Source organism: Paenalkalicoccus suaedae, assembly GCF_006965545.2.
Taxonomy (GTDB): Bacteria; Bacillota; Bacilli; order Bacillales; family Salisediminibacteriaceae; genus Paenalkalicoccus; species Paenalkalicoccus suaedae.
The window spans coordinates 1,612,891-1,633,029 of sequence record NZ_CP041372.2 but is presented as its reverse complement, the minus strand read 5'-3'; the positions used below and the strand labels follow the sequence as shown (position 1 = coordinate 1,633,029).

The following is a 20,139-nucleotide window of genomic DNA, read 5'->3' as shown; positions in this document are numbered from 1 at the left end:
AGTAAAGCGACTTCAAGCACCCATTTTTTAAAAGTTACGTAAGATCTCTCTTCAACCAATTCGACCAGTCTTGCTGAGAATCTCCGATCATCATATCCTGTATTTTTCTAAGCTCTATTTCGGATAGGTGTTTAAACGCAGATCCTCCTAGACCTACTTTTACAGAGTCTTTTTTAACGAGCTTGTCGACTAAATCCATGGTTTTATGAAGCGTTTCAGGCATAGTACATGAAATAACGACCATTTTTGGCTTCACTTCATCTACTACTTCTATGACATCATCTTTAGGAATGCCAGCACCTAAATAGATGGTTTCATATCCTCGTCTTTTTAAGAAGAAGGTAAAGATAAGCAAACCAATCTCATGCATATCATCTGGACCACATACACAAATAACCTTCGGTAAAAATCCATTAATAGGTAGGTTGTTAAACACCATACCAATGCGAGTTCGAAGGAAGGCTGTAACAAAATGCTCGTGGGCGGTGGAGATATCTCCTTTTTCCCACTTGTCTCCTACTTCAATCAAAATACTACCAAGAATATCAATCAGCACTTTTTCTATTGAAAACATTCCAAATGCATGGTCTAAAAGCTCATTACTTTTTCTTTCCTCAAACTTCAGTAAAGAGGTCATCAACTGTTGTCTGACCGCCTCCATTTGATCCTGATGACCGTGCTCTTGCTCGTAAACGGATGCTCCTCCTTGTTTGCTTAACAGGTCAACTGCCTGTCCAATTGTAAACCCATTGTCTACTTTGTGGACAATCCACTTAAGGATTCGAAGTTGTTCATCTGTATAAAGTCTGTGACCTGCATCATTTCTTACAGGTTCAATAATGTTATAGCGTCTCTCCCAAGCACGTAACGTTCCCGGATGAATGCCTAAAAGAGTGGACACAGCCTTTATGTTGTATTTCCCATCTGCTTGTTCTGCCATAATCCCATCAACTCCGTCCCACTAATTGAGCCGATAACTAGACTGCACTAATTATTCGTTACAACTAGTTTACTCCTTTACGTGACTGTTGTGCAATTGTTTTACAACTTGTGCCAACAGTTTAAACATATATTGTTAATTTGTGTATCTGCGCTCGTGCCATAAATCGAAATGGAATCTCTGACGTACCATGTCCATTTGAAATAAATACATCGACACCATTTCGTTTTTTCCAGCCACCACGCTCAGCAATTCCATATGGTCCAATTCGAATTTGTCCACCGTGTGTATGGCCGCTAAGCACTAGTTTTACATCTGGATAGCCTTTAAGTTTAAAACTAATATCCGGATTATGACTTAGCAAAACAACAGGCCCATCCGCCTCCTCTAAAGCCTTTTTTACATCGTGCTTATTTGATGTCAGATCACCAATTCCAGCTAATGTAAACGAGCCGAGCTTAACAGAACGATTAGTAAGCTCTACACTATTTGTCTCTTTTAATGCTTCATGAATCTCCTCTGCTACCTCATAGTCATTGTTACCCCAGACAAAATATACTGGTGCAACTTGATTCAATACTTGTAGATTGCGCACAATTTGTTCTTTATGAACACCTTTTTCTGCAAGATCACCTGCTAAAAAAACAGCCTCCACCGATCCAACTTTGCTTAATAATCTCTTAGAAATAGTACGTCTGTGTAGATCAGATAAAAATAATACGTTCATTTTTTTATTTGAATTACCTATTTTATAGTTCTCATAGTTGATCTTTGTCCATTTCGCCTCTATAAACATATAGATGAGGAGGCTAATAAAACAAATGATTAGCTTTTTGATCATGATTCGCTCCTAAAATAGACCAATGACTTTTCCTTCTTGGTCAATATCCATCTTTAACGCTGCAGGCTCCTTTGGTAATCCTGGCATCGTCATCACATTACCAGTTAAAACAACAATAAATTTAGCCCCTGCTGAAACTCGTAGCTCTCGAACAGAGATAGTAAAATCCTTTGGTCGACCTAATTCTTTTGGATCGTCCGATAATGAGTATTGAGTTTTAGCCATACACACATCAAAAAGTTCCCAATCAGGACGCAATTCCTTTAGTTGCTTTTTAGCTACAGGACTGAATTCTACTCCAGTTGCGCCATACACGGTTTTAGCGATTGTTGTAATCTTTTCACGAATCGTTTGCTCAGGTGTATATAAGCGAGTAAAAGTAGCTGGATGCTCGCCGATTTCACGAATAACACGATTCGCTAAATCACGTCCACCTTCTCCGCCATTCGCCCATACATCAGCAAGCTCTACTGCCACATCATTGGCTTGTGCCCAATCAAAAATCGCTTGAATTTCAGCGTCTGTATCATGAGTGAATTTATTGATGGCTACGACGGCAGGCAATCCGAATGATCGAACTGTTTCCACATGTTTTTCAAGATTTGCAATACCTTGGTTTAATGCCTCTACGTTCTCTGTTTTAAGAGCATCTTTCGCAACACCACCGTGCATTTTTAGCGCTCTAACAGTAGCTACGATCACAACCAATGATGGATCAATTCCTAATGCTCTAGTTTTAATGTTAAGAAACTTTTCAGCGCCTAAATCGGCACCGAAACCAGCCTCTGTCACAACGTAATCACTTAAACCAGCTGCCATTTTGGTCGCAATGACACTATTACAGCCATGAGCAATATTAGCAAACGGTCCTCCATGAATGATAGCAGGCGTGTTTTCTAACGTTTGGACAAGGTTTGGCTTTAATGCATCTTTTAATAGCAATGCTAATGCACCTTCCACTTTTAAGTCGGAAACTGTGACAGGCTCTGAATCGGTATTATATCCAACGACTATTTCAGATAAACGATGTCTAAGATCCTTCAAATCGGATGCTAGGCAGAGGACAGCCATGATTTCTGACGCTACCGTAATGTCAAATCCGCTCTCTCTAGGTGATCCATTTATAGGTCCTCCAAGACCGATGACAATATCTCTTAATGCGCGATCGTTCATATCTAATACACGCTTCCACTGCACTTTTCTGCTGTCTAATTGCAAGTCGTTCCCTTGATGAATGTGATTGTCGATAATAGCAGCTAACGCATTATGAGCAGTGGTAATCGCATGAAGATCTCCTGTGAAATGAAGATTTATATCTTCCATTGGCACGACCTGTGAGTAGCCACCCCCACATGCTCCGCCTTTGACACCCATAGTTGGTCCAAGGGAAGGCTCACGAAGTGCCACTATTGCTTGTTCACCAATCTTATTTAGCGCTTGTCCTAATCCTACAGTTAACGTCGATTTCCCCTCTCCTGCTGGAGTTGGGTTAATTGCGGTCACCAGAATAATTTTGCCCTGCTTTTTTTGATTCTCTAAAAGCGAAAGAGGCAACTTTGCCTTATTGTCTCCATATGGCTCTATCGTTTCTATTTCTAATCCATTTGCAATATCTGAAATAGGAAGTAATGTTGCTTCTTGTGCAATACGAATATCAGATGGAATTGTCATAATGATGCTCCTCTTTTTATAGTCTGAACCACTCAATCCAAACAGGATAGCTAAGCAATCCTGCTACTAAGGTAAAGAATAAAAGTAACCAAATCTGTATCAATGGGATTTGATTACGCTTTTTTTTCTTTTTTGACCTGACGTTTTTCTTTTGTGCACGTCGATGCGTACTTGACCTTGATGGTAATGAGCTCTCTTCTCTTTTTTCTTTTTGTTCACTCATAGTTTTCTCACCTTTTATATATGTTTATTTATCGTTTATAGCGAATAATGAATCCTAATATGGCATCGATTAAAAAATGGGCGACAATTACAGTTAACAAGTTTCCTGTCCACATATAAAGGATACCTAACGCAAAGCTTAAGATAATGACAAATCCAAATAAAAAAGGCTTTGTCACATAACGAATGTGAATAAGCGCAAAAATAACAGAGGCTATAATTAGCCCTAGCTCTTCTTGTAAAATTGCACGGAAAAGGATCTCTTCACTAACTGCCACGACCATACTTATAAAAACGATGTGTAAAGGATGCATACGGCGAAATATTCTCTCATTGATTCCCCCGTCATCGAAGTAGGAGGATGGTAGGATACTTGTGAAGAAAAGATTCAATGCTACTGCAATGAAAGCGAAAATAGATCCGTATAAGAGTGCTTCGTTTGTATATATAATTTTTGTAAAATGTTCAAACACGCTTCCTTGAAAGAAAAACGCACTTATTAATGCAAGTACAAAGATGCCCACCTGAGTCATGTACACGTTGGCATACAGTTCTTTATCTGAGAGAGTTTTTACTATTTCAGATTGCTTTTGCATGATGGTGTATCCTTTACTGGATATAAAAGTTTATGAAGTCGTGTTTGCCAGTTGACCTCGTCTCTTTTTCGTCGAGTAATGGGTTGATCCATTAATGGACGTGTTTGTTGACATCGATCACAGCAAAATGCTGGCTTCTCAAACGTAGACTCCCCAAAGAATTCAATAATTTGCTTTCTTGTACACGTGGAGCTCGTCATTAATTCCTCGACTTGATAGAGTTGCCTCTGTTTAAATAATCGCCTCTTTAAGAAATGTTGCGCTAAATCTCGAATCTTATCTTCTTTACCAACTGTTTGGAACTGTTGATTTATAATCAACCCTTGTTTATTGAAATAATACGCGAGCATGCGCCACATCGTCTCTTCTAATTGTGAGGCATGCTTTGCTTCTTCAAAAGACAGCCCATGACATGCTCTAGCAAAGCCTAGTAACCACTCCTCTGTTGGTAATTCATAATCGATCATTGTTAGAGGCAATTGCTTGTCTTCTGTACTAATAATAGCGATAGCTTCGCTTTGTAAACTGTCTCTTCCAGCCCGCCCAATCTCTTGCACGTAGCTTTCCACGGACTGAGGTAAATGTAAATGAATAACAGTTCGGATATCACGTTTATTCACGCCCATTCCAAACGCCGTTGTGGCTACAAGAATTTGCAAGTCTCCATCTAAAAACTGTGATTGTACAAGGGAACGATCCTCGCGAGAAAGGCCTGCGTGGTAATAGGCTGTATAAAATTCATTCGCTTGCAAGAGCTCTGACACCTTCTGAGCATCTTTTCTAGTCGACACGTAAACGATAGCAGGAAGCTGACAATGCTCGAGCTCACCTAATAACACTTGCTGTCGCTGTTGCTCAGATTCAATGATATGTGATCGTAAAAAAATATTTGGTCGATTCACAGAGTGTTGGATCAGTTTAGCGTTATCCAAATCTAGCTTAGCTCGTATATCGTCTATTACATTTTTGGTCGCCGTAGCAGTCAACGCAAGAACCGTTGGAGAACCTAACTTGTTTATATATGTCGGTAGGCGTAAATACTCCGTTCGGAACTCATGCCCCCACTGAGAAATACAGTGAGCTTCATCAATGACAACAAGGGACACATCGCAATGTTGCAATTTTTGTAAAAGCTCTCCTGACGCTAACATTTCAGGAGATACAAACAACATAGACAAATTATTTACTTGTGAAAGTATCGCTTTTTTCTCGTTATATGATAGGAGACCAGATAAATGGGCCACTCTTTTTTCACCAGCTAGTCGTAGTTGAATGACTTGATCCTCCATCAGAGAAAGAAGTGGCGAAACGACAAGGGTAAGACCTAGCATCATTCGCGTTGGTAGCTGATAGCAAAGTGTTTTCCCACTACCTGTTGGTAAAACTCCTATCGTATGAACACGACCTAAAACGGATTCTATTATTTCTTTTTGACCTGGTCTAAAGGAGGTTAACTGCAGTTTTTGAAGCTCATTCTCTAAATGCATAGTCACCCCTCCTAACGATTTAGTATGGCAACTGCTAGTCGAATCTCAAAGTATGTCACGTTTTCTGAAGCATCCTTTATTAAACGAAGACGAGTAGAAGAAATCGTTTTTATAATTTGATGAATATACGACACTTTTTCCTCTGAAATATAGTGGTTGTAAGGAAACGTTTTATCATACGTTATCAACTCTACAACATGATCTTCCACCGTACTTGCTTTCAGATTCCTAATCCTACAAACGTCTTCGAAGCTATGGCCTTGTCGAAATAATACAGCACTTTCGCGAGCTGTTTGGGTTGTTTGATTAAAGACTGCTTTTGATTCTTTTATAAAAGAAAGATCGCTTGGAATAGAATTAGACAATAAATAATGAATAACCGCTTGAAATTGAAGCGATTTCGCAACGGGATCATCTCCAAGCTGACGATACGTTTTTCCAGCCATGTGATACCCACTACACCTAGCAACAAAGAGATTAGCAGAACTTTCATCTAGTTGAGCTAGTCGCTCAGATAAAAAAGTATGTAGACTCTTTTGTAGGTTGTCTATTGAATACGCACGTAGCGTTTGTTTAACAGCAAGTCTGTTTTCAAAACTTGCATAAACTGGAATGAACGCTTTTTCTCCTGCTTGAAGGTGAGAAATGGTTTGCATTAAAAGAGAAAGCCTCTCCCATGCTACTTGAGCTTCATTCGTCCATTCGAATAGAAAGCCATTATAGTGCTCAGGCAAGCCTTTCCAAGTTGATAAAAATGCATCTCCCGCCTCTGTGATACTAGCCCTCTTTTGATCAAAACGAATATACTCTTTGGTTATTACGATCTCTTTTTGTTGCTCGATCAAAGTCGTAGGAGTTGTCTTTAGTGAACCAGCATACTTATTCAGTGAAAAGAAGGAGATATCTTGAATTGTTTGCGCTGACCGCTTCCCCTTCAATAAATGCATGGCACCATTTAACGATCTTTCTCCTCTCATATGTTTTACTGCTGTTAGTAAGAGGTATTGAATAGTATGCATCACAATCTTCCTTTATCAAAAAAGATACGTTCTTCTATTATAAAGCAAGATTCTGCGTGACGCTATGTTGTAGTTTTATGTTGAAATGTCGCCTGAATAGCTATAAACTGTTAAGTGGAGAATAATTTATGTTAGTTACTAAATACATTCATCGCTTTAGATGGATCTAGATAGCGATAATTATTAGGAGGTTTTTTTAATGGGTAAGTTTACTATTGTCGACAAAGATACGTGCATCGCTTGTGGCGCATGTGGAGCGGCAGCACCAGATATTTATGATTATGATGACGAGGGAATTGCCTACGTTATTTTAGACGATAATAAAGGTACGGCAGAAATCCCTGAAGATTTACACGAAGATTTAGAGGATGCATTTGATGGCTGCCCTACAGACTCGATTAAAATTGCGGACGAGTCCTTCGATGGAGACGCATTAAAATACGAATAGAATTCATTAACTGGAGTGCTACGTCTACGATGTGGCACTTTTTTGTATGGTTTTTACTCTATTAAAAGCTCCTACACTGCCAATACTCCTCTACTTAATCATGAAAAAACGAAAATTAAACCGGATATCCTGAGTCAACATTCGTAAATTATTATAAAGTTTTTAAAATAACTATGGTAAATTTCCTGACTTTCGTGATAATATGAAATAATTAAAAAATAGAAGGCGGGAGATGTTTACTATGGTTCAGCTTCAACAACCTGTTCGACCTGATCAAGACACATTTACTGTGCTTGTATCTGATCATATGAGCGAGGACGGTCTAAAGCCTATACTAGAAAGTTCATTAGTGAGCGTAATTAGAGAATCTGTTGATGATACTACTTTTCCTCTTGAACAAGTAGATGCACTACTCATAAGAAGTGCAACTACAGTTACAGAAGAACTTCTGCAAAAAATGCCTAATCTAAAAATAATTGGTCGTGCTGGAGTTGGAGTAGATAACGTTGACCTACCAGCTGCTACGGCTCATGGTGTCGTAGTGGTCAATGCACCAGACGGAAATACCATTTCTACTGCGGAGCACACATTTGCTATGCTAGCTTCGTTAGCAAGAAACATTCCTCAAGCAAACCAATCAATGCGCGAAGGTAAATGGGATCGCAAATCGTATCAAGGTGCAGAGTTATACGGAAAAACCCTAGGAATCGTAGGCTTCGGACGTATTGGATCTGAGCTAGCAAGTCGTGCACGTGCCTTTAAAATGAATGTCGTCGCATTTGACCCATTCCTAACTCAACAACGAGCAGACAAGCACCACGTTGATGCTGTGTCGTTTGAAAAAGTATTAGAACAAAGCGACTTCATTACTGTTCACACGCCTTTAACGAAAGAAACAAAAGGGCTACTCAATAAAGAGAACTTATTAAAGACTAAAAAAGGTGTATTTATTCTTAACTGTGCTCGTGGTGGCATCATTGATGAGGAAGCACTTTATGAAGTTATTGTAGAAGGACATGTACGCGGAGCTGCAATTGACGTGTTTGCTGAAGAACCAGCAAAGAATCATCCACTCTCCTCTTTACAACAGGTTATTACAACACCGCATATTGCTGCATCCACATCGGAGGCTCAAAAGAACGTAGCGGAGCAAGTGTCTAAAGAGGTGCTAGATTATTTAAGTGGCAACCCAGCTCCACATGCGTTAAACCTGCCATATTTAGATCAAGATGTCTATGAAAAATTCTCTCCTTTTACAAAGCTAACTCGAACGCTCGGAGAGACTGCTTCTCAGTTATTCCGAGAGCCTGTTAAGCATATTGAGATTACGTATGCAGGAGAAATTTCGCACCAAGAAACAGGTCTATTCAATCGTAGCTTACTTGCTGGCTTTTTCCGTCATCGTATTGATGGGTATGTAAACGAAGTAAACGCTACTCTTATTGCGAAAGAGCGCGATGTGAAGCTATCTGAGCGCCACGACAGTGAGTCACACGGATATGCTAACTTTGTTAAGGTGATAATCCATGGGGAATCAAGAACGCTTACGATCCATGGTACTCACAGCCAAGAATTTGGTTCAAGAATTACGCAAATTAACGAATTCCAATTAGATTTTAAACCTGCCAAGCATACGCTTTTCGTTCAGCACAATGACCGCCCTGGTGTAATTGGTAAAGTGGGTCAGCTTTTAGGAACTCACGATGTCAATATTGCCACTATGCAGGTAGGGCGTAAGCAAGAAGGTGGAGATGCTATCATGCTTCTTTCAACGGACAAAGAATGCCAAGACAGCGTCCTTACGGCATTTACTAGCATTGATGAAATTGCATCCGTAAAAACAATTGAGCTATAAGAATGATTTTACTAGCCTCTTTTAATAAAGGGGCTAGTTTTTATTCGCATAAAAAATAACCTTTCTAACCGCCAAAGTCCCTATTATCAATATACTGCCATACTTTTATAGATTTGATAAATTGAATAAATACGCACTTTTATGATACGCTTTATACCATCGTAAGACAAAACTAGAGAGGCTGATTTAACGAATGAAACGATTTAGCAAAAAAGCAATTCTAACAACTACTCTTTCAGCTGGGCTACTGCTTGCAGCTTGTAGCACGGATAATGATGGAGGAAATGACCAAGTAAACAACACGAATAATGCAGCAACTAACACAGAAGAGAATGTTACCGAAGTTGAAGGTAATGAAGGTAATGCTAATACGGATGGCGAAAATAATCTCGATGGCGAAGCTCAGCCAGAAGACGTACCAAATGTTATGGACCAAGATCCTGATGAGCCAGTAGCTATTGTTAATGGAGAAGAAATTCCATACAGCGAACTTCAAGCTCAAGTAGGCCCAATGCAAGGAATGATGGGCGGCGAAGGTGAAGAGGATGCGGAACAAGATGCTGAAATGCAAGCAATGATGGCTCAAATGAGTCAGCAGATTCTTGATCAGCTAGTGGTAACTCGACTGCTTGTACAAGAAGCGGAAGCTCAAGGCATTGAAGCTGACGACGAAATGGTTAATCAAGAGCTAGAAGAATTAAAAGCTTCTTTTGAAACAGAGGAAGCATTCCAAGAAGCTCTAGAACAACAGCAGTATACAGAAGAGCAAATTGAAGAAGAAATTCGCGATATTACTCGCGTTGAAGAACTTCTAACTCTTGCACACCTAGAGGAAGGTGCGTATGAGGTTACTGAAGAAGAAGTTCAAGCCTTCTACGAGCAAATGGCTGCACAAAATCCAGAAATGGAAGAGTTTGATACCATTCAGCCTGAATTAGAAGAACAGTTAGAGCAACAAGCTTATCTAGAAGACCTTCGTGCGAACGCGGAGATTGAAATTTTACTATAAGTAGGAAACAGGCTGGGACAAAAGCAAATAAGCTGTCCCAGCTTTTTTATTTGAGGAAACAGCGTTTGATTATCCGAAAACACGGCTTGGTTATCCGAAAACGCCGCTCCATTATCCGTTTATAAACGTCAATTATCACCCAACGAGGCTCACTTTTCCGTTCCCATGAACTACTGCCTATCCTCTTTAGAATCCCACATTTATTTCCCACAAAAAAAGGAACCGAATTGTTGCAACCGGTCCCTTCTATCTCAAACATAGCGCTCTTCTTCCTAGTCTTATCTATTTAAAAACGTCTTTCCCACGCTTATAAAGGATATCTTCTCTATTTTTTCTCGCATTCACAGCTCTTGCTGCTGCAAAGAAATAGTCAGATAGACGATTCAAATAGGCAAGCGCAAATGGTGGAAGCTCTGAACCATCGTCAATGGCGACTGTTAATCGCTCTGCACGTCTAGCTACTGTACGACAAACGTGCAAATGAGCGGCCGCCTTCTCTCCACCTGGTAATATAAATGTTTTAAGTTCAGGTGCCTCCGCCCAATAAGCATCTATTTTATGTTCTAGCCTTGTAATGGATGCTTCTTTTAACGCCCACTCTTTTTTCTCTGTGACATTAGCTAAATCTCCGCCAATATCAAATAGCTCATGCTGAATAATCTCTAGGTCCGAAATCATATCCTCTTGATCTAATTCAGCAATTGCAACGCCAATAAAGCTATTTAGTTCATCAACCGTTCCATAGGACTCCACGCGAGCGTGAGTTTTAGATACACGTTTACCAATTAATTGCGTTTGGCCCTTATCGCCTTTTTTCGTATAGATTTTCATTCCGACAAACCCCTCTCCGTCTCGTAAGGTAATGTTACCGTAAATGTCGTGCCTTCGTTCATTTTACTTCTGACTGCCACTTTACCGTGATGGGCCTCTACTAAATTTTTTACGATAGCAAGCCCAAGACCTGTACCTGCATTTCCCCTCGTACGCGCTTTGTCCGTCTTATAAAAACGTTCAAACACAAAAGGTAGATCTGCTTCTGGAATCCCTACTCCAGTGTCAACTACTTCTATAATCACATTTTTATCCGTACCTTCAATGTGAAAATAAACTTTGCCGTTATTATACGTATGTCTAATAGCATTATCGATTAAATTTGTAACAACTTGCTCGAGGCGATCACTATCTGCAATCAACGGTTTCGGTAAATGCTGGGAATAGGCCTGCAATTCAATTTGTTGTTCTTTCGCCACTACCTGAAACTTTCGCTTAATTTTTGTTACGAAAGCTTCTACGTCAATAGGCTCTTTTTCTAACCGAATATAGCCTGCTTCCATTCTGGCAAGGTCTAAAAATTCATTTACTAACCTTCCGATACGAAGGGACTCGTCGTGAATGATTTGAGCAAACTCTTTTTTCTCATCATCGCTTGAGGCGATATCGTCTACAATGGCTTCACTGTAGCCTTGGAGCATAGAAATAGGTGTACGTAGCTCGTGAGACACGTTTGCAATGAAATCCTTGCGTAGTTTATCGTGCTGTCTCTCCTCGGTCATATCGCGTACAACTGCAACAGCTCCACGTACGTCATGATTATCATAAAGTGGAGTCATTAAAATAACCCAGCTTCTACCCTGAATCATTACTTCTGCCACCTCTTCCCGTTCGTTTTGAACGACCTTACAATATAAATCATGTAAGACACTTGGATATTCCCCATGAGGCGCTTTAGAATCATATCTCCAGGCGTCAATAAACTCCCGCGCAGGAGGATTTGTGACCATAACCTTCCCATTACGATCTAACGTAATAACACCGTCGGCCATAGAGCTTAAAATTCTCGATAGCTGCTCTTTTTCCTGACTTAACGCATGTAGGTTTGTATGAAGCGTACGTGCCATTCGGTTGAATGCGATTGCTAATAGTCCAATCTCATCCTTCGTTTGAATAGGTACCTTCGCATCAAAATTACCCTTAGCAACCTCTAGAGAAGCTTTACGCATGCGTCTAAGTGGCGCTGTAATTCGTGTTGTTAAGAAAAAGGCAAAAATCGTTGTTAAGATAATCGCTACTCCAGCAGAAACATAAATGATTTGCTTTGTTTGATTAGATGCTTCTTCTACAACCGTTAAAGGCTGATACAAATAGATAGCTCCCTCTTCCCCACTCGTAAAATCGACAGGAACGCCTACTATCATAACTTCATCATGTTCATCTCGAGAAGTAACGGTGTAATCTCCTTGAGTAACCGCGGACTCACGAGTTGTGAGCACCTGCGAGAGCTCCGGATTTTCGATAAAGAAAGATAGTGGAATCTCCTCGATATCCTCATGAGATGTATACCAAAATTCTTCATCTTCAAAAACAATGACAGATTTAGCGCCATACGTCTCTGCTATTGTCTGACTCATCTGGAATGCTGCTTCATCCATCTCCTCATCCGCTAAAAAGGAGGCCATTAAGTTAGCATGGTTGAGGAGTTCCTGCTCCGCATGCTCTGTATGAAACTGCTCAAAGGACTGTAGGAGTAAAAACGTTAATACTAGCAGTACGACTGACACGAGTAGCAAAATCGTAAACCATAGCTTTCCTACTACGCTTCTCCAAAACATCATTAGCTCTCGTCGACCTCAAATTTATAGCCAACTCCCCAAACGGTTTTAATCATTTCGGAAGCATGTGGTTCTACTTGACTGAGCTTTTCACGAAGTCTTTTGACGTGAGTATCAACTGTGCGTAAGTCACCAAAAAATTCATAGTTCCACACTTCTTTTAATAACGTTTCACGCGCAAAGACTTTATCTGGGGCCTGAGCAAAATATAAGAGAAGTTCGTACTCTTTAGGTGTTAAATTAATTAACTGGTCGTTAACTGTAACTTTATGTGCCTCATCATCAATTGTTAAATGTGGGAACGAATATAGCTCTTTTGTTTTTGTCTCGGTTTGTAAAAACTTCGTCGACGAGGACCTTCGTAGAAGCGCTTTCACACGAAGAACCACTTCACGAGGGCTAAAAGGTTTTACGATATAGTCATCAGTTCCTGCTTCAAAGCCTTGAACTCGGTTGGCTTCTTCTCCTTTCGCAGTAAGCATAATAATTGGAGTCGCTTTTTGCTTTCTAATCTCTTCACACACTTCGATCCCGTCCATGCCTGGCATCATTAAGTCGAGCACGATTAAATCGTACTCATTTTTTAGTGCTAAGGATAGTGCGATTTCCCCGTTTTCTGCATCTTCAACAGCATAATTTTCTTTTTCTAAATACATACGCAAGAGACGACGAATTCTTTCTTCATCATCTACAACTAATATTTTTGTTTTAGGTGTCATGAGTATCCCTCCAAGTAAATAGATCAAGTCGTATAAAAAGGTGTAAGCCCGCCATCTACAGCGTAAATGCGGGCTTATTCCTGTCTTCTCTCTTCACGTATATTCCCTATCTGAAAAGAGTTTATACATGGAGTAATAGAAGACCTGTCTCCCCCTTAAAACATTGCTGCATAAGAGTGAAGTCCTGCTATTACAAGATTGACAAATATTAAGTTAAACATGATGAGTGCAAAACCGATTACACATAGCCACGCACTCTTTTCACCCTGCCAGCCTCGCGAGAGTCGTAAGTGAAGGTAAACGGCATAGAATAAGAAGGTGATAAGTGCCCATACTTCTTTTGGATCCCATCCCCAGAAGCGCGTCCATGCAATTTGCGCCCAAATCATGGCAAAAATAAGTCCACCTAACGTGAATACCGGGAATCCAATTGCAATTGCTCGATAGCTAATTTCATCCACTGTGTTTGGCTTCACATTTCGCACAGCTGGCTGAATAAGTCCACCAACAGGCTTTCTGAAGATAAGCCTTAGTGCTGCGTATAAAATGATCCCTCCTATAATAGACCAGAGAACCGTGTTTAAATCGTTACTACGAATGACCGCCGGCGCATTAAATAATGGGTTCATTCCCTGCTCGGAAATAAGCTCCCCTTCGTAAGGTCCGACAAGCGGCGGCATCGGATACGTCATCGTATCTTCTTGCTCTAACTCGTTCACATATGCGAACTTCGCCTCGTAGTCGGCCGCTCCAAAGCCAATACCTAAAAGGACGTAGGCTAAAGCTCCGATACATGCAAAGAGGATAAACTCTACCCCAATCACTTTTTTCGTCAATTTCTTAAAGTCAGTGACAATAATCAGGTACAGCAATCCTCCAGCAAATCCAATTGAAAGAATCCCTTGCCCAATTGCTGTTGTAATAACGTGAATAGCAAGCCAATCAGATTGAAGAGCCGGAATAAGCGGTTGCACGTCTCGTGGGAACATAGATCCATACGCAATAATAAGCATCACAATAGGCATTGTAATTAAACCTAACGAATTTGCTTTATAAATTGGGTAAATAATAACAAACGCTAAAGACATTGCAATGGCTAATGCCGTTGTATATTCAAACATATTACTAACTGGGGCATACCCTACAGCGATCCACCTTATAATAAAATACGATACTGCAGAAATAAGCCCTAGTAAGGCAGTAATGTAGCCTAATAAACCGGCTATGTTCTTTTCTTGACCTTGACGGTTTTTAAACTTTTTTCCCGTAATAGATACGGCAAAAAAGATCGTTGCCGCTAAGTAAAGACCAAATGCTACATATAATAGTGTACTACTTAGTTGGACCATGCTGATCATTCACCTCTTCTTTATTGTCGTGGGCTTCCTTTTCTTCCGATTGATCAACGACATCTGGTAATCCAGTTTTTTCGGAAAGGAAAGAAATATCATTCTTTAGTGCATGCCAGTTCTTATTGGCGTGACCAGCGATCATGACTTTACCGTTTTTACGTTGCACCCATATACGTCTGTGATGCCAATAAGACCCTTGGATAAGTCCAACCATAAAAATTGCTCCCCCAGCAATTAATACTGGAAGGGTATGGTCACGTCGAACCGTTAACCCGGTGACGTCTACTAATTCAAAATCAGCCATTCGAATTGTATGATCGTTTTCACCATTTAGCTCTTCATTGACTTGAAGACCTATTAAACTAATCTCTCCCTCTGAATTCTCATCTAACGGATCGACGCCAGGTGGGAATACCTCAAAAATAATTCGAGGATTGTCAGGAATACGGTTAAGCGTAGTTGGTTCTCTATTGTCATCGATAATAAAGTTAGGGAAATACTCAATAATCTCTACTTGATAGCCATTATCAAACTCATAAAACATTTGTGGGTCATTTAAATCCACTTCAAACACTACTTCTTCTAAAATCTCAGGTGCGACATCTTCATTTTCGAGCGTAAAAGTAAAGCTTGAGAGCTCATTTAAACGATAATCAACCTGATAGAGAGAAATCCCTTCAAATGTTAGTGGTTCGTTGACACGAATGTCGTGATCTCGAATTTCTTCAAGCTCCGTCTCACTTCCTAGTGCGCCTTCATTTGAACGCTTTAAAAGTGTAGCGGATGTTTGGAAGGTTTGAACAACAGGAGACCCTTGTCTCGCTATTGCATCTGCAAACATCTCGTCTTCTTCATCATACAATTCGATAAAGAATTCGTTATTGCGTAAGAAGTACTCTCCGTCCGTTCCACGTATTACTTCTGTTTCTCCCTCACGCACCCAAATGTAATCATCTAAATACATCCCTGGGAAGAAACGAAGCATGCCACCAATTAAAAAGATAATAAGACCAACGTGGTTTACATACGGACCCCATCTAGAGAATCGTCCTTTTTCAGCAAGAAGGTTTCCGTTCTCCTCTTTTAGCTTATAGCGCTTATCTTTAAGTATCTGTTTTGCCTGCTCAAACTGATCATCCTGAGACACAGAAGCCTCTGCCTCACCGAATACGCGTTGCTTTTTAAGAAACGCTTCGTGACGTGTGACACGCTGCTTTTTAAGCGCTTTATAAAGCGGAACTGCTCGGTCCAAAGAAGCAATAACGAGCGACACTCCTAGTGCAGCAATGAGTAGCATGTACCACCATGAGCTATACAAATTATGGAATCCAAGCTGATAATAAATCTGACCCGCTACTCCATATTCTTGAGAGTAATAGACCGTAGGATCTTCGCCCGGTGGAATATACATCTCTTGAGGGAACAACGTCCCAAAGGAAGAGGTAACAAGTAAAAGGACAATAATCCAGATTCCGACTTTTACAGATGAAAAGAAATTCCACACTTTATCAACGATTGATTTTTTATATGTTTGAGAACGTCTTGCAACACCTTCGTAGCGCATGTTTGCAAGCTTTCCCTCATCAATCAAGGGCTTCCCGCAGGAGCCGCATAAATACGTACCGTATGGGTTAACATGCCCACACTCACATTTTACTTTCTCCATAGTTCTCCCCCATTAATTGCTACTAGGTACTAGGTCATCAAGAGATGCTAAAACGTGCTCTCTTGTTTTTCCTCCCACCTCATGCTCAACAACCTCTCCTGTCTCATCAATTAAAAACACAGAAGGAAGGACCGCTACACCGTATGCGTTCCCAACGAGCATATTTCGATCAATATAAAGCGGGTAATCTAACCCATAACGTTGTTTATGTCGTTCTACTTGTAGTGTTGTCTCGTCAACGTTAATATTGACAATTTGGACGCCCTTCTCTGCATACTCATCATGGACTTCCTGCAAATAACCCATTTTATCTCTACAGTACGTACAATACGTCGCCCAGAAGTTTACATACACACCCTGTCCTTGTAGGTCAGAGAGCTCTAGCCGATTACCATCTAAATCCTCTAATACAAAGTTAGGTGCAAAATCGCCTGCATCTACTAACCCTCTATCTTCAGAAAAGTGGTTGTAAAACGTGTAGCCAATTGCTAGAACCATAACAAATAGGATCGAGGAGCGAATCCACAGTCTACGTTTTTTCATGTGACATCCCTCTTTTTTCAATCATTCTCACATTTCCATCTTACCACCGGAAATTAAATTGACATAGTTTTTACCTGTTTTAAAGTGTGAAAGTTATGTGACGGCTAATTCACGTAGCTTTTTCACCTCATGAGGCTTAAGCTCTCTATACTCTCCAGCGTTTAATCCATGAAGCGTTAAAAAGCCATATTGCTCACGCTTTAACTTAATAACTGGATGACCAATAGCCTCTAGCATACGTCTTACCTGTCTATTTCTTCCTTCATGAATCGTGATTTCTAAAATTGCGGTTCCTTTTGTTCTATCCTGTTTAACAATCTTTACTTTAGCTGGAGACGTTTTGCGATCATCGAGTTTAATCCCGTGCTGCAACTTTTTTAAATCTTCACGTTCAGGCACACCTTCTACCTTTGCTACATACGTTTTATTAATGCGATACTTTGGGTGCATCAGTATGTTAGCAAAATCGCCATCATTTGTAAGTAAAATTAATCCAGACGTATCATAGTCTAGTCTTCCAATTGGATAAATTCTGCTTTCAGTTGGAAGGAAATCCGTTACGACCTTACGATTTTTATCATCGCTAACAGAAGAAATGACGCCTGTTGGCTTATAAAGAAGATAATAAACAGGCTCCTCCTTATGAATAGGTACACCGTCTACGCTCACTTCATCCTGCATTGGATCTACTTTTGTACCAAGCTCTGTGATTTGAACACCATTTACTGAGACTCTTCCTTTTGTAATTAGCTCTTCCGCTTTACGCCTTGACGCTATTCCTGCGTTTGCAATAACCTTTTGTACACGTTCCATATAAATTGTCCTCCTATTTATCGCTCGCATTTTTCATGCTCGATATTTTACCATTAACATAATCAATCTCTAATTGTACTCTTATTCACGTCGCCTGACAATGAAACAAAAAGAAAGCAAGCTCATTTTGTGAGTTTGCTTTCTTCGTTTACGTAAATAAATAGCTAACGATGATAATAGCCGCAATCATTCCGGACAAGTCAGCTAACAGTCCAACCTTTAATGCATGTCCCATTTTTTTAATTCCTACCGCTCCAAAGTATACGGTTAAGACATATAGTGTGGTATCTGTACTCCCTTGCATAACAGAAGCAACTGTGGCAATAAACGAGTCTGGACCGTACGTTTTATTAAGATCTGCTGTAATAGCAAGCGCACCTGACCCTGAAATAGGTCGCATTAGCGCAAGAGGTACCACTTCTTCTGGCACTCCGATAAAGCTAAGAATTGGTGATAGCATGCTCCCAAAAGCAAATAATGCACCCGACTCTCTTAAAACGGCAATGGCAACACTCATCCCCACTATAAAAGGGATGAGCCGAAAAGAGAGATCGACCCCTTCTTTAGCACCTTCTACAAAGAGCTCGTATGCAGGCAATCGCTTTTTAAGCGCTAATAATAGAATTCCGCTTACGATGAGTGGAATTAACCAAGCTGCACTCATACAATACCTCGCTTCCACCTAAAAAAGCGATCAATTGTGAGAGCGGCTGTCGTAGACACTGTTGTGGCTAAAATTGTCGCTAAAATGATATCGGTTGGGTTTGCAGCACCATATTCCGACCTAATGGCGATCACCGTGGTAGGAATTAACGTAATGCTTGCTGTATTTATAGCAAGCAACGTGACCATAGATGGAGTTGCTTCATCGCTATTCCCACCAAGTTCTTTTAATGACTGCATCGCTTTAATTCCCATAGGTGTCGCAGCATTCCCTAAGCCAAGCATATTCGCACTAATATTTGAGACTATGTATCCGAGAGCAGGATGCTTTGGAGGAATATCTGGGAATATGCGAACTAATAAAGGTCTTAATATACCTCCAATCATGTGTATAAGTCCAGCTCGTTCTGCGATATTCATGATTCCAAGCCAAAAAGCAAGTATGCCTATAAACGCGATACAAAGGCTGACAGCATCTTTAGAGCTCGTCATAATGGCAGCATTTACATTCTCCATTGTTCCGGTTAATCCTGCGTACCCTACGCCGATTAAGATCATGACAATCCAAATAACATTAATCATGATCGTAAGCCCCGTGCATACGAAGGAAATTATGCTGAAGTCTCTCTGATAAAGGGGCTTCAGATAGATACAACGGAAGCCTTGTTATTTCAATGTCGTCATAGTAAAAGCTAATAAATCCAATTGGACGATTTCTTGAATATTCATTTGTAGCACCTTGTATGAGCTTGATTTGAGAGCGCACTGTCGTTTTTTCATCTGCATTAAGTGGAAAGGTAACATCATGATTGGCTCTGACATATAACCCTTTATCCTCAATGTAAATACTATCATTATGCTTATAAAGGAGCGTTTGGTCGAAATGATCAAATCCCCACTCAAAGAGTGCAATATGATCGTGCCAATCGCTTGGCGCGTTTAACGTGACAGCGATCAATCCCAAATCCTCATCTGTCGCGGTAGAAACTAATGTACGGCCAGCTGCTTTAGTAAAACCTGTTTTGCCACCAGTCGACTTATCGTATAACTGTGTTAAAAGACGATTCTTATTATGAAAAATCCGAGTAGTTTCACTCGTTTTTGATCGGTACGTTTTAGTTTTAGCTACTTCTCTAAACATCTCGTTCGACATGGCATATCGCATGAGTATCGCCATATCACGGGCTGTAGAGACATGGTTCATTTCATCATCTAATCCATGTGGATTCGTAAACGTCGTATTTGTCATACCAATTTGTTCTGCTAATTCATTCATTAAATAAACAAATCCTTCTTCGCTTCCACCAACGTGCTCTGCGATTGCGACCGCTGCGTCATTACCAGACCTAAGCATGAGACCGTAAACTAAATCAAGAAGAGGAACTTCTTCACCAAGCTGTAGGTACAAGGAGGACCCCTCTTTATTGTAAGCACGACTTGAGATTTCCACTTCTTCATCAAGCTTATCGGAAGATATTGCAAGGATTGCTGTCATTATTTTCGTTATACTCGCAATCTTTTTCGGCTCATCAGCTTGCTTTTCGTATAAAACTCGTCCACTACTTCCATCCATTAAAATCGCATTTTCTGCTGACACGTTGCCAGTATAAGAGGCACTACTAAATCCTGTTAAAAATATCAGGCATAACACTACGACACCAATTCTCACCTAAAGGCCACCCCTTT

At 40.3% G+C, this 20,139-nt stretch carries 20 protein-coding genes; 3 read left to right on the top strand and 17 right to left on the bottom strand.

The features are described 5' to 3' along the window. Positions 1–34: 34 nt before the first annotated feature. The 7 genes from FLK61_RS08810 to FLK61_RS08780 all read right to left on the bottom strand — a co-directional run bounded on the left by FLK61_RS08810 (position 35) and on the right by FLK61_RS08780 (position 6,776). Entirely contained in the window at positions 35–940 is a 906-nt protein-coding gene (locus tag FLK61_RS08810) for a MerR family transcriptional regulator (protein ID WP_176009100.1), read from the bottom strand. Between the two features lie 121 nt (positions 941–1,061). Further along, positions 1,062–1,781: a metallophosphoesterase gene (locus FLK61_RS08805; RefSeq protein WP_176009099.1), complete on the bottom strand. Its 720-nt coding sequence runs from the start codon at positions 1,779–1,781 to the stop codon at positions 1,062–1,064. 9 nt (positions 1,782–1,790) lie between these two features. Then, positions 1,791–3,452, bottom strand: coding sequence for a formate--tetrahydrofolate ligase (locus tag FLK61_RS08800; RefSeq protein ID WP_176009098.1), 1,662 nt, complete (start codon positions 3,450–3,452; stop codon positions 1,791–1,793). 16 nt (positions 3,453–3,468) lie between these two features. Further along, positions 3,469–3,675, bottom strand: coding sequence for a hypothetical protein (locus FLK61_RS08795; protein ID WP_176009097.1), 207 nt, complete (start codon positions 3,673–3,675; stop codon positions 3,469–3,471). A 28-nt stretch (positions 3,676–3,703) separates the two neighbouring features. Then, positions 3,704–4,270 carry a CPBP family intramembrane glutamic endopeptidase gene (locus FLK61_RS08790; RefSeq protein WP_176009096.1) on the bottom strand — a complete coding sequence of 189 codons (567 nt, stop codon included), beginning with the start codon at positions 4,268–4,270 and terminating at the stop codon, positions 3,704–3,706. Continuing rightward, positions 4,249–5,757, bottom strand: coding sequence for a RecQ family ATP-dependent DNA helicase (locus FLK61_RS08785; RefSeq protein ID WP_176009095.1), 1,509 nt, complete (start codon positions 5,755–5,757; stop codon positions 4,249–4,251). The genes FLK61_RS08790 and FLK61_RS08785 overlap by 22 nt, the downstream gene beginning before the upstream one ends. A gap of 11 nt (positions 5,758–5,768) precedes the next feature. Continuing rightward, positions 5,769–6,776 (bottom strand): YpbB family protein, encoded by a 1,008-nt coding sequence (locus FLK61_RS08780; protein WP_176009094.1) that lies wholly within the window; start codon positions 6,774–6,776, stop codon positions 5,769–5,771. A 199-nt stretch (positions 6,777–6,975) separates the two neighbouring features. On the opposite strand from FLK61_RS08780, the gene FLK61_RS08775 reads away from it, so the two are divergent. From FLK61_RS08775 to FLK61_RS08765, 3 genes are all read left to right on the top strand, one after another. Beyond that, a complete protein-coding gene (locus FLK61_RS08775; RefSeq protein WP_176009093.1) occupies positions 6,976–7,224 on the top strand; it encodes a ferredoxin in 249 nt (82 codons plus the stop codon). 241 nt (positions 7,225–7,465) lie between these two features. Further along, entirely contained in the window at positions 7,466–9,079 is a 1,614-nt protein-coding gene (gene serA, locus FLK61_RS08770; protein ID WP_249777705.1) for a phosphoglycerate dehydrogenase, read from the top strand. Positions 9,080–9,272: 193 nt separating this feature from the next. Continuing rightward, positions 9,273–10,088: a SurA N-terminal domain-containing protein gene (locus tag FLK61_RS08765; RefSeq protein ID WP_176009091.1), complete on the top strand. Its 816-nt coding sequence runs from the start codon at positions 9,273–9,275 to the stop codon at positions 10,086–10,088. 282 nt (positions 10,089–10,370) lie between these two features. Here the strand turns inward: FLK61_RS08765 and FLK61_RS08760 are convergent, their stop codons facing one another. The 10 genes from FLK61_RS08760 to FLK61_RS08715 form a co-directional block, all read right to left on the bottom strand. Beyond that, on the bottom strand, positions 10,371–10,919 hold the full coding sequence (locus tag FLK61_RS08760) for a cob(I)yrinic acid a,c-diamide adenosyltransferase (protein WP_176009090.1): 549 nt from the start codon (positions 10,917–10,919) through the stop codon (positions 10,371–10,373). Beyond that, positions 10,916–12,700: an ATP-binding protein gene (locus FLK61_RS08755; protein ID WP_176009089.1), complete on the bottom strand. Its 1,785-nt coding sequence runs from the start codon at positions 12,698–12,700 to the stop codon at positions 10,916–10,918. The genes FLK61_RS08760 and FLK61_RS08755 overlap by 4 nt, the downstream gene beginning before the upstream one ends. Beyond that, complete coding sequence (locus FLK61_RS08750) at positions 12,700–13,416, bottom strand: response regulator transcription factor (RefSeq protein ID WP_176009088.1); 717 nt, start codon at positions 13,414–13,416, stop codon at positions 12,700–12,702. The genes FLK61_RS08755 and FLK61_RS08750 overlap by 1 nt, the downstream gene beginning before the upstream one ends. 155 nt (positions 13,417–13,571) lie before the next feature. Further along, a complete protein-coding gene (gene ccsB / locus FLK61_RS08745) occupies positions 13,572–14,765 on the bottom strand; it encodes a c-type cytochrome biogenesis protein CcsB (protein ID WP_176009087.1) in 1,194 nt (397 codons plus the stop codon). Next, positions 14,749–16,434, bottom strand: coding sequence for a cytochrome c biogenesis protein ResB (resB, locus tag FLK61_RS08740; protein WP_176009086.1), 1,686 nt, complete (start codon positions 16,432–16,434; stop codon positions 14,749–14,751). The genes ccsB and resB overlap by 17 nt, the downstream gene beginning before the upstream one ends. Positions 16,435–16,446: 12 nt before the next feature. Further along, positions 16,447–16,977, bottom strand: coding sequence for a thiol-disulfide oxidoreductase ResA (resA, locus tag FLK61_RS08735; protein ID WP_176009085.1), 531 nt, complete (start codon positions 16,975–16,977; stop codon positions 16,447–16,449). A gap of 93 nt (positions 16,978–17,070) precedes the next feature. Then, positions 17,071–17,790: a pseudouridine synthase gene (locus FLK61_RS08730; protein WP_176009084.1), complete on the bottom strand. Its 720-nt coding sequence runs from the start codon at positions 17,788–17,790 to the stop codon at positions 17,071–17,073. A gap of 148 nt (positions 17,791–17,938) precedes the next feature. Beyond that, the gene (locus FLK61_RS08725; RefSeq protein WP_176009083.1) at positions 17,939–18,454 is read right to left on the bottom strand and encodes a spore maturation protein; all 516 of its coding nucleotides are present in this window, start codon (positions 18,452–18,454) and stop codon (positions 17,939–17,941) included. Beyond that, on the bottom strand, positions 18,451–19,035 hold the full coding sequence (locus tag FLK61_RS08720; RefSeq protein ID WP_176009082.1) for a nucleoside recognition domain-containing protein: 585 nt from the start codon (positions 19,033–19,035) through the stop codon (positions 18,451–18,453). The genes FLK61_RS08725 and FLK61_RS08720 overlap by 4 nt, the downstream gene beginning before the upstream one ends. Then, on the bottom strand, positions 19,028–20,122 hold the full coding sequence (locus FLK61_RS08715; protein WP_249777704.1) for a D-alanyl-D-alanine carboxypeptidase family protein: 1,095 nt from the start codon (positions 20,120–20,122) through the stop codon (positions 19,028–19,030). Before FLK61_RS08715 ends, FLK61_RS08720 begins: the two co-directional genes overlap by 8 nt. Positions 20,123–20,139 lie beyond the last annotated feature (17 nt).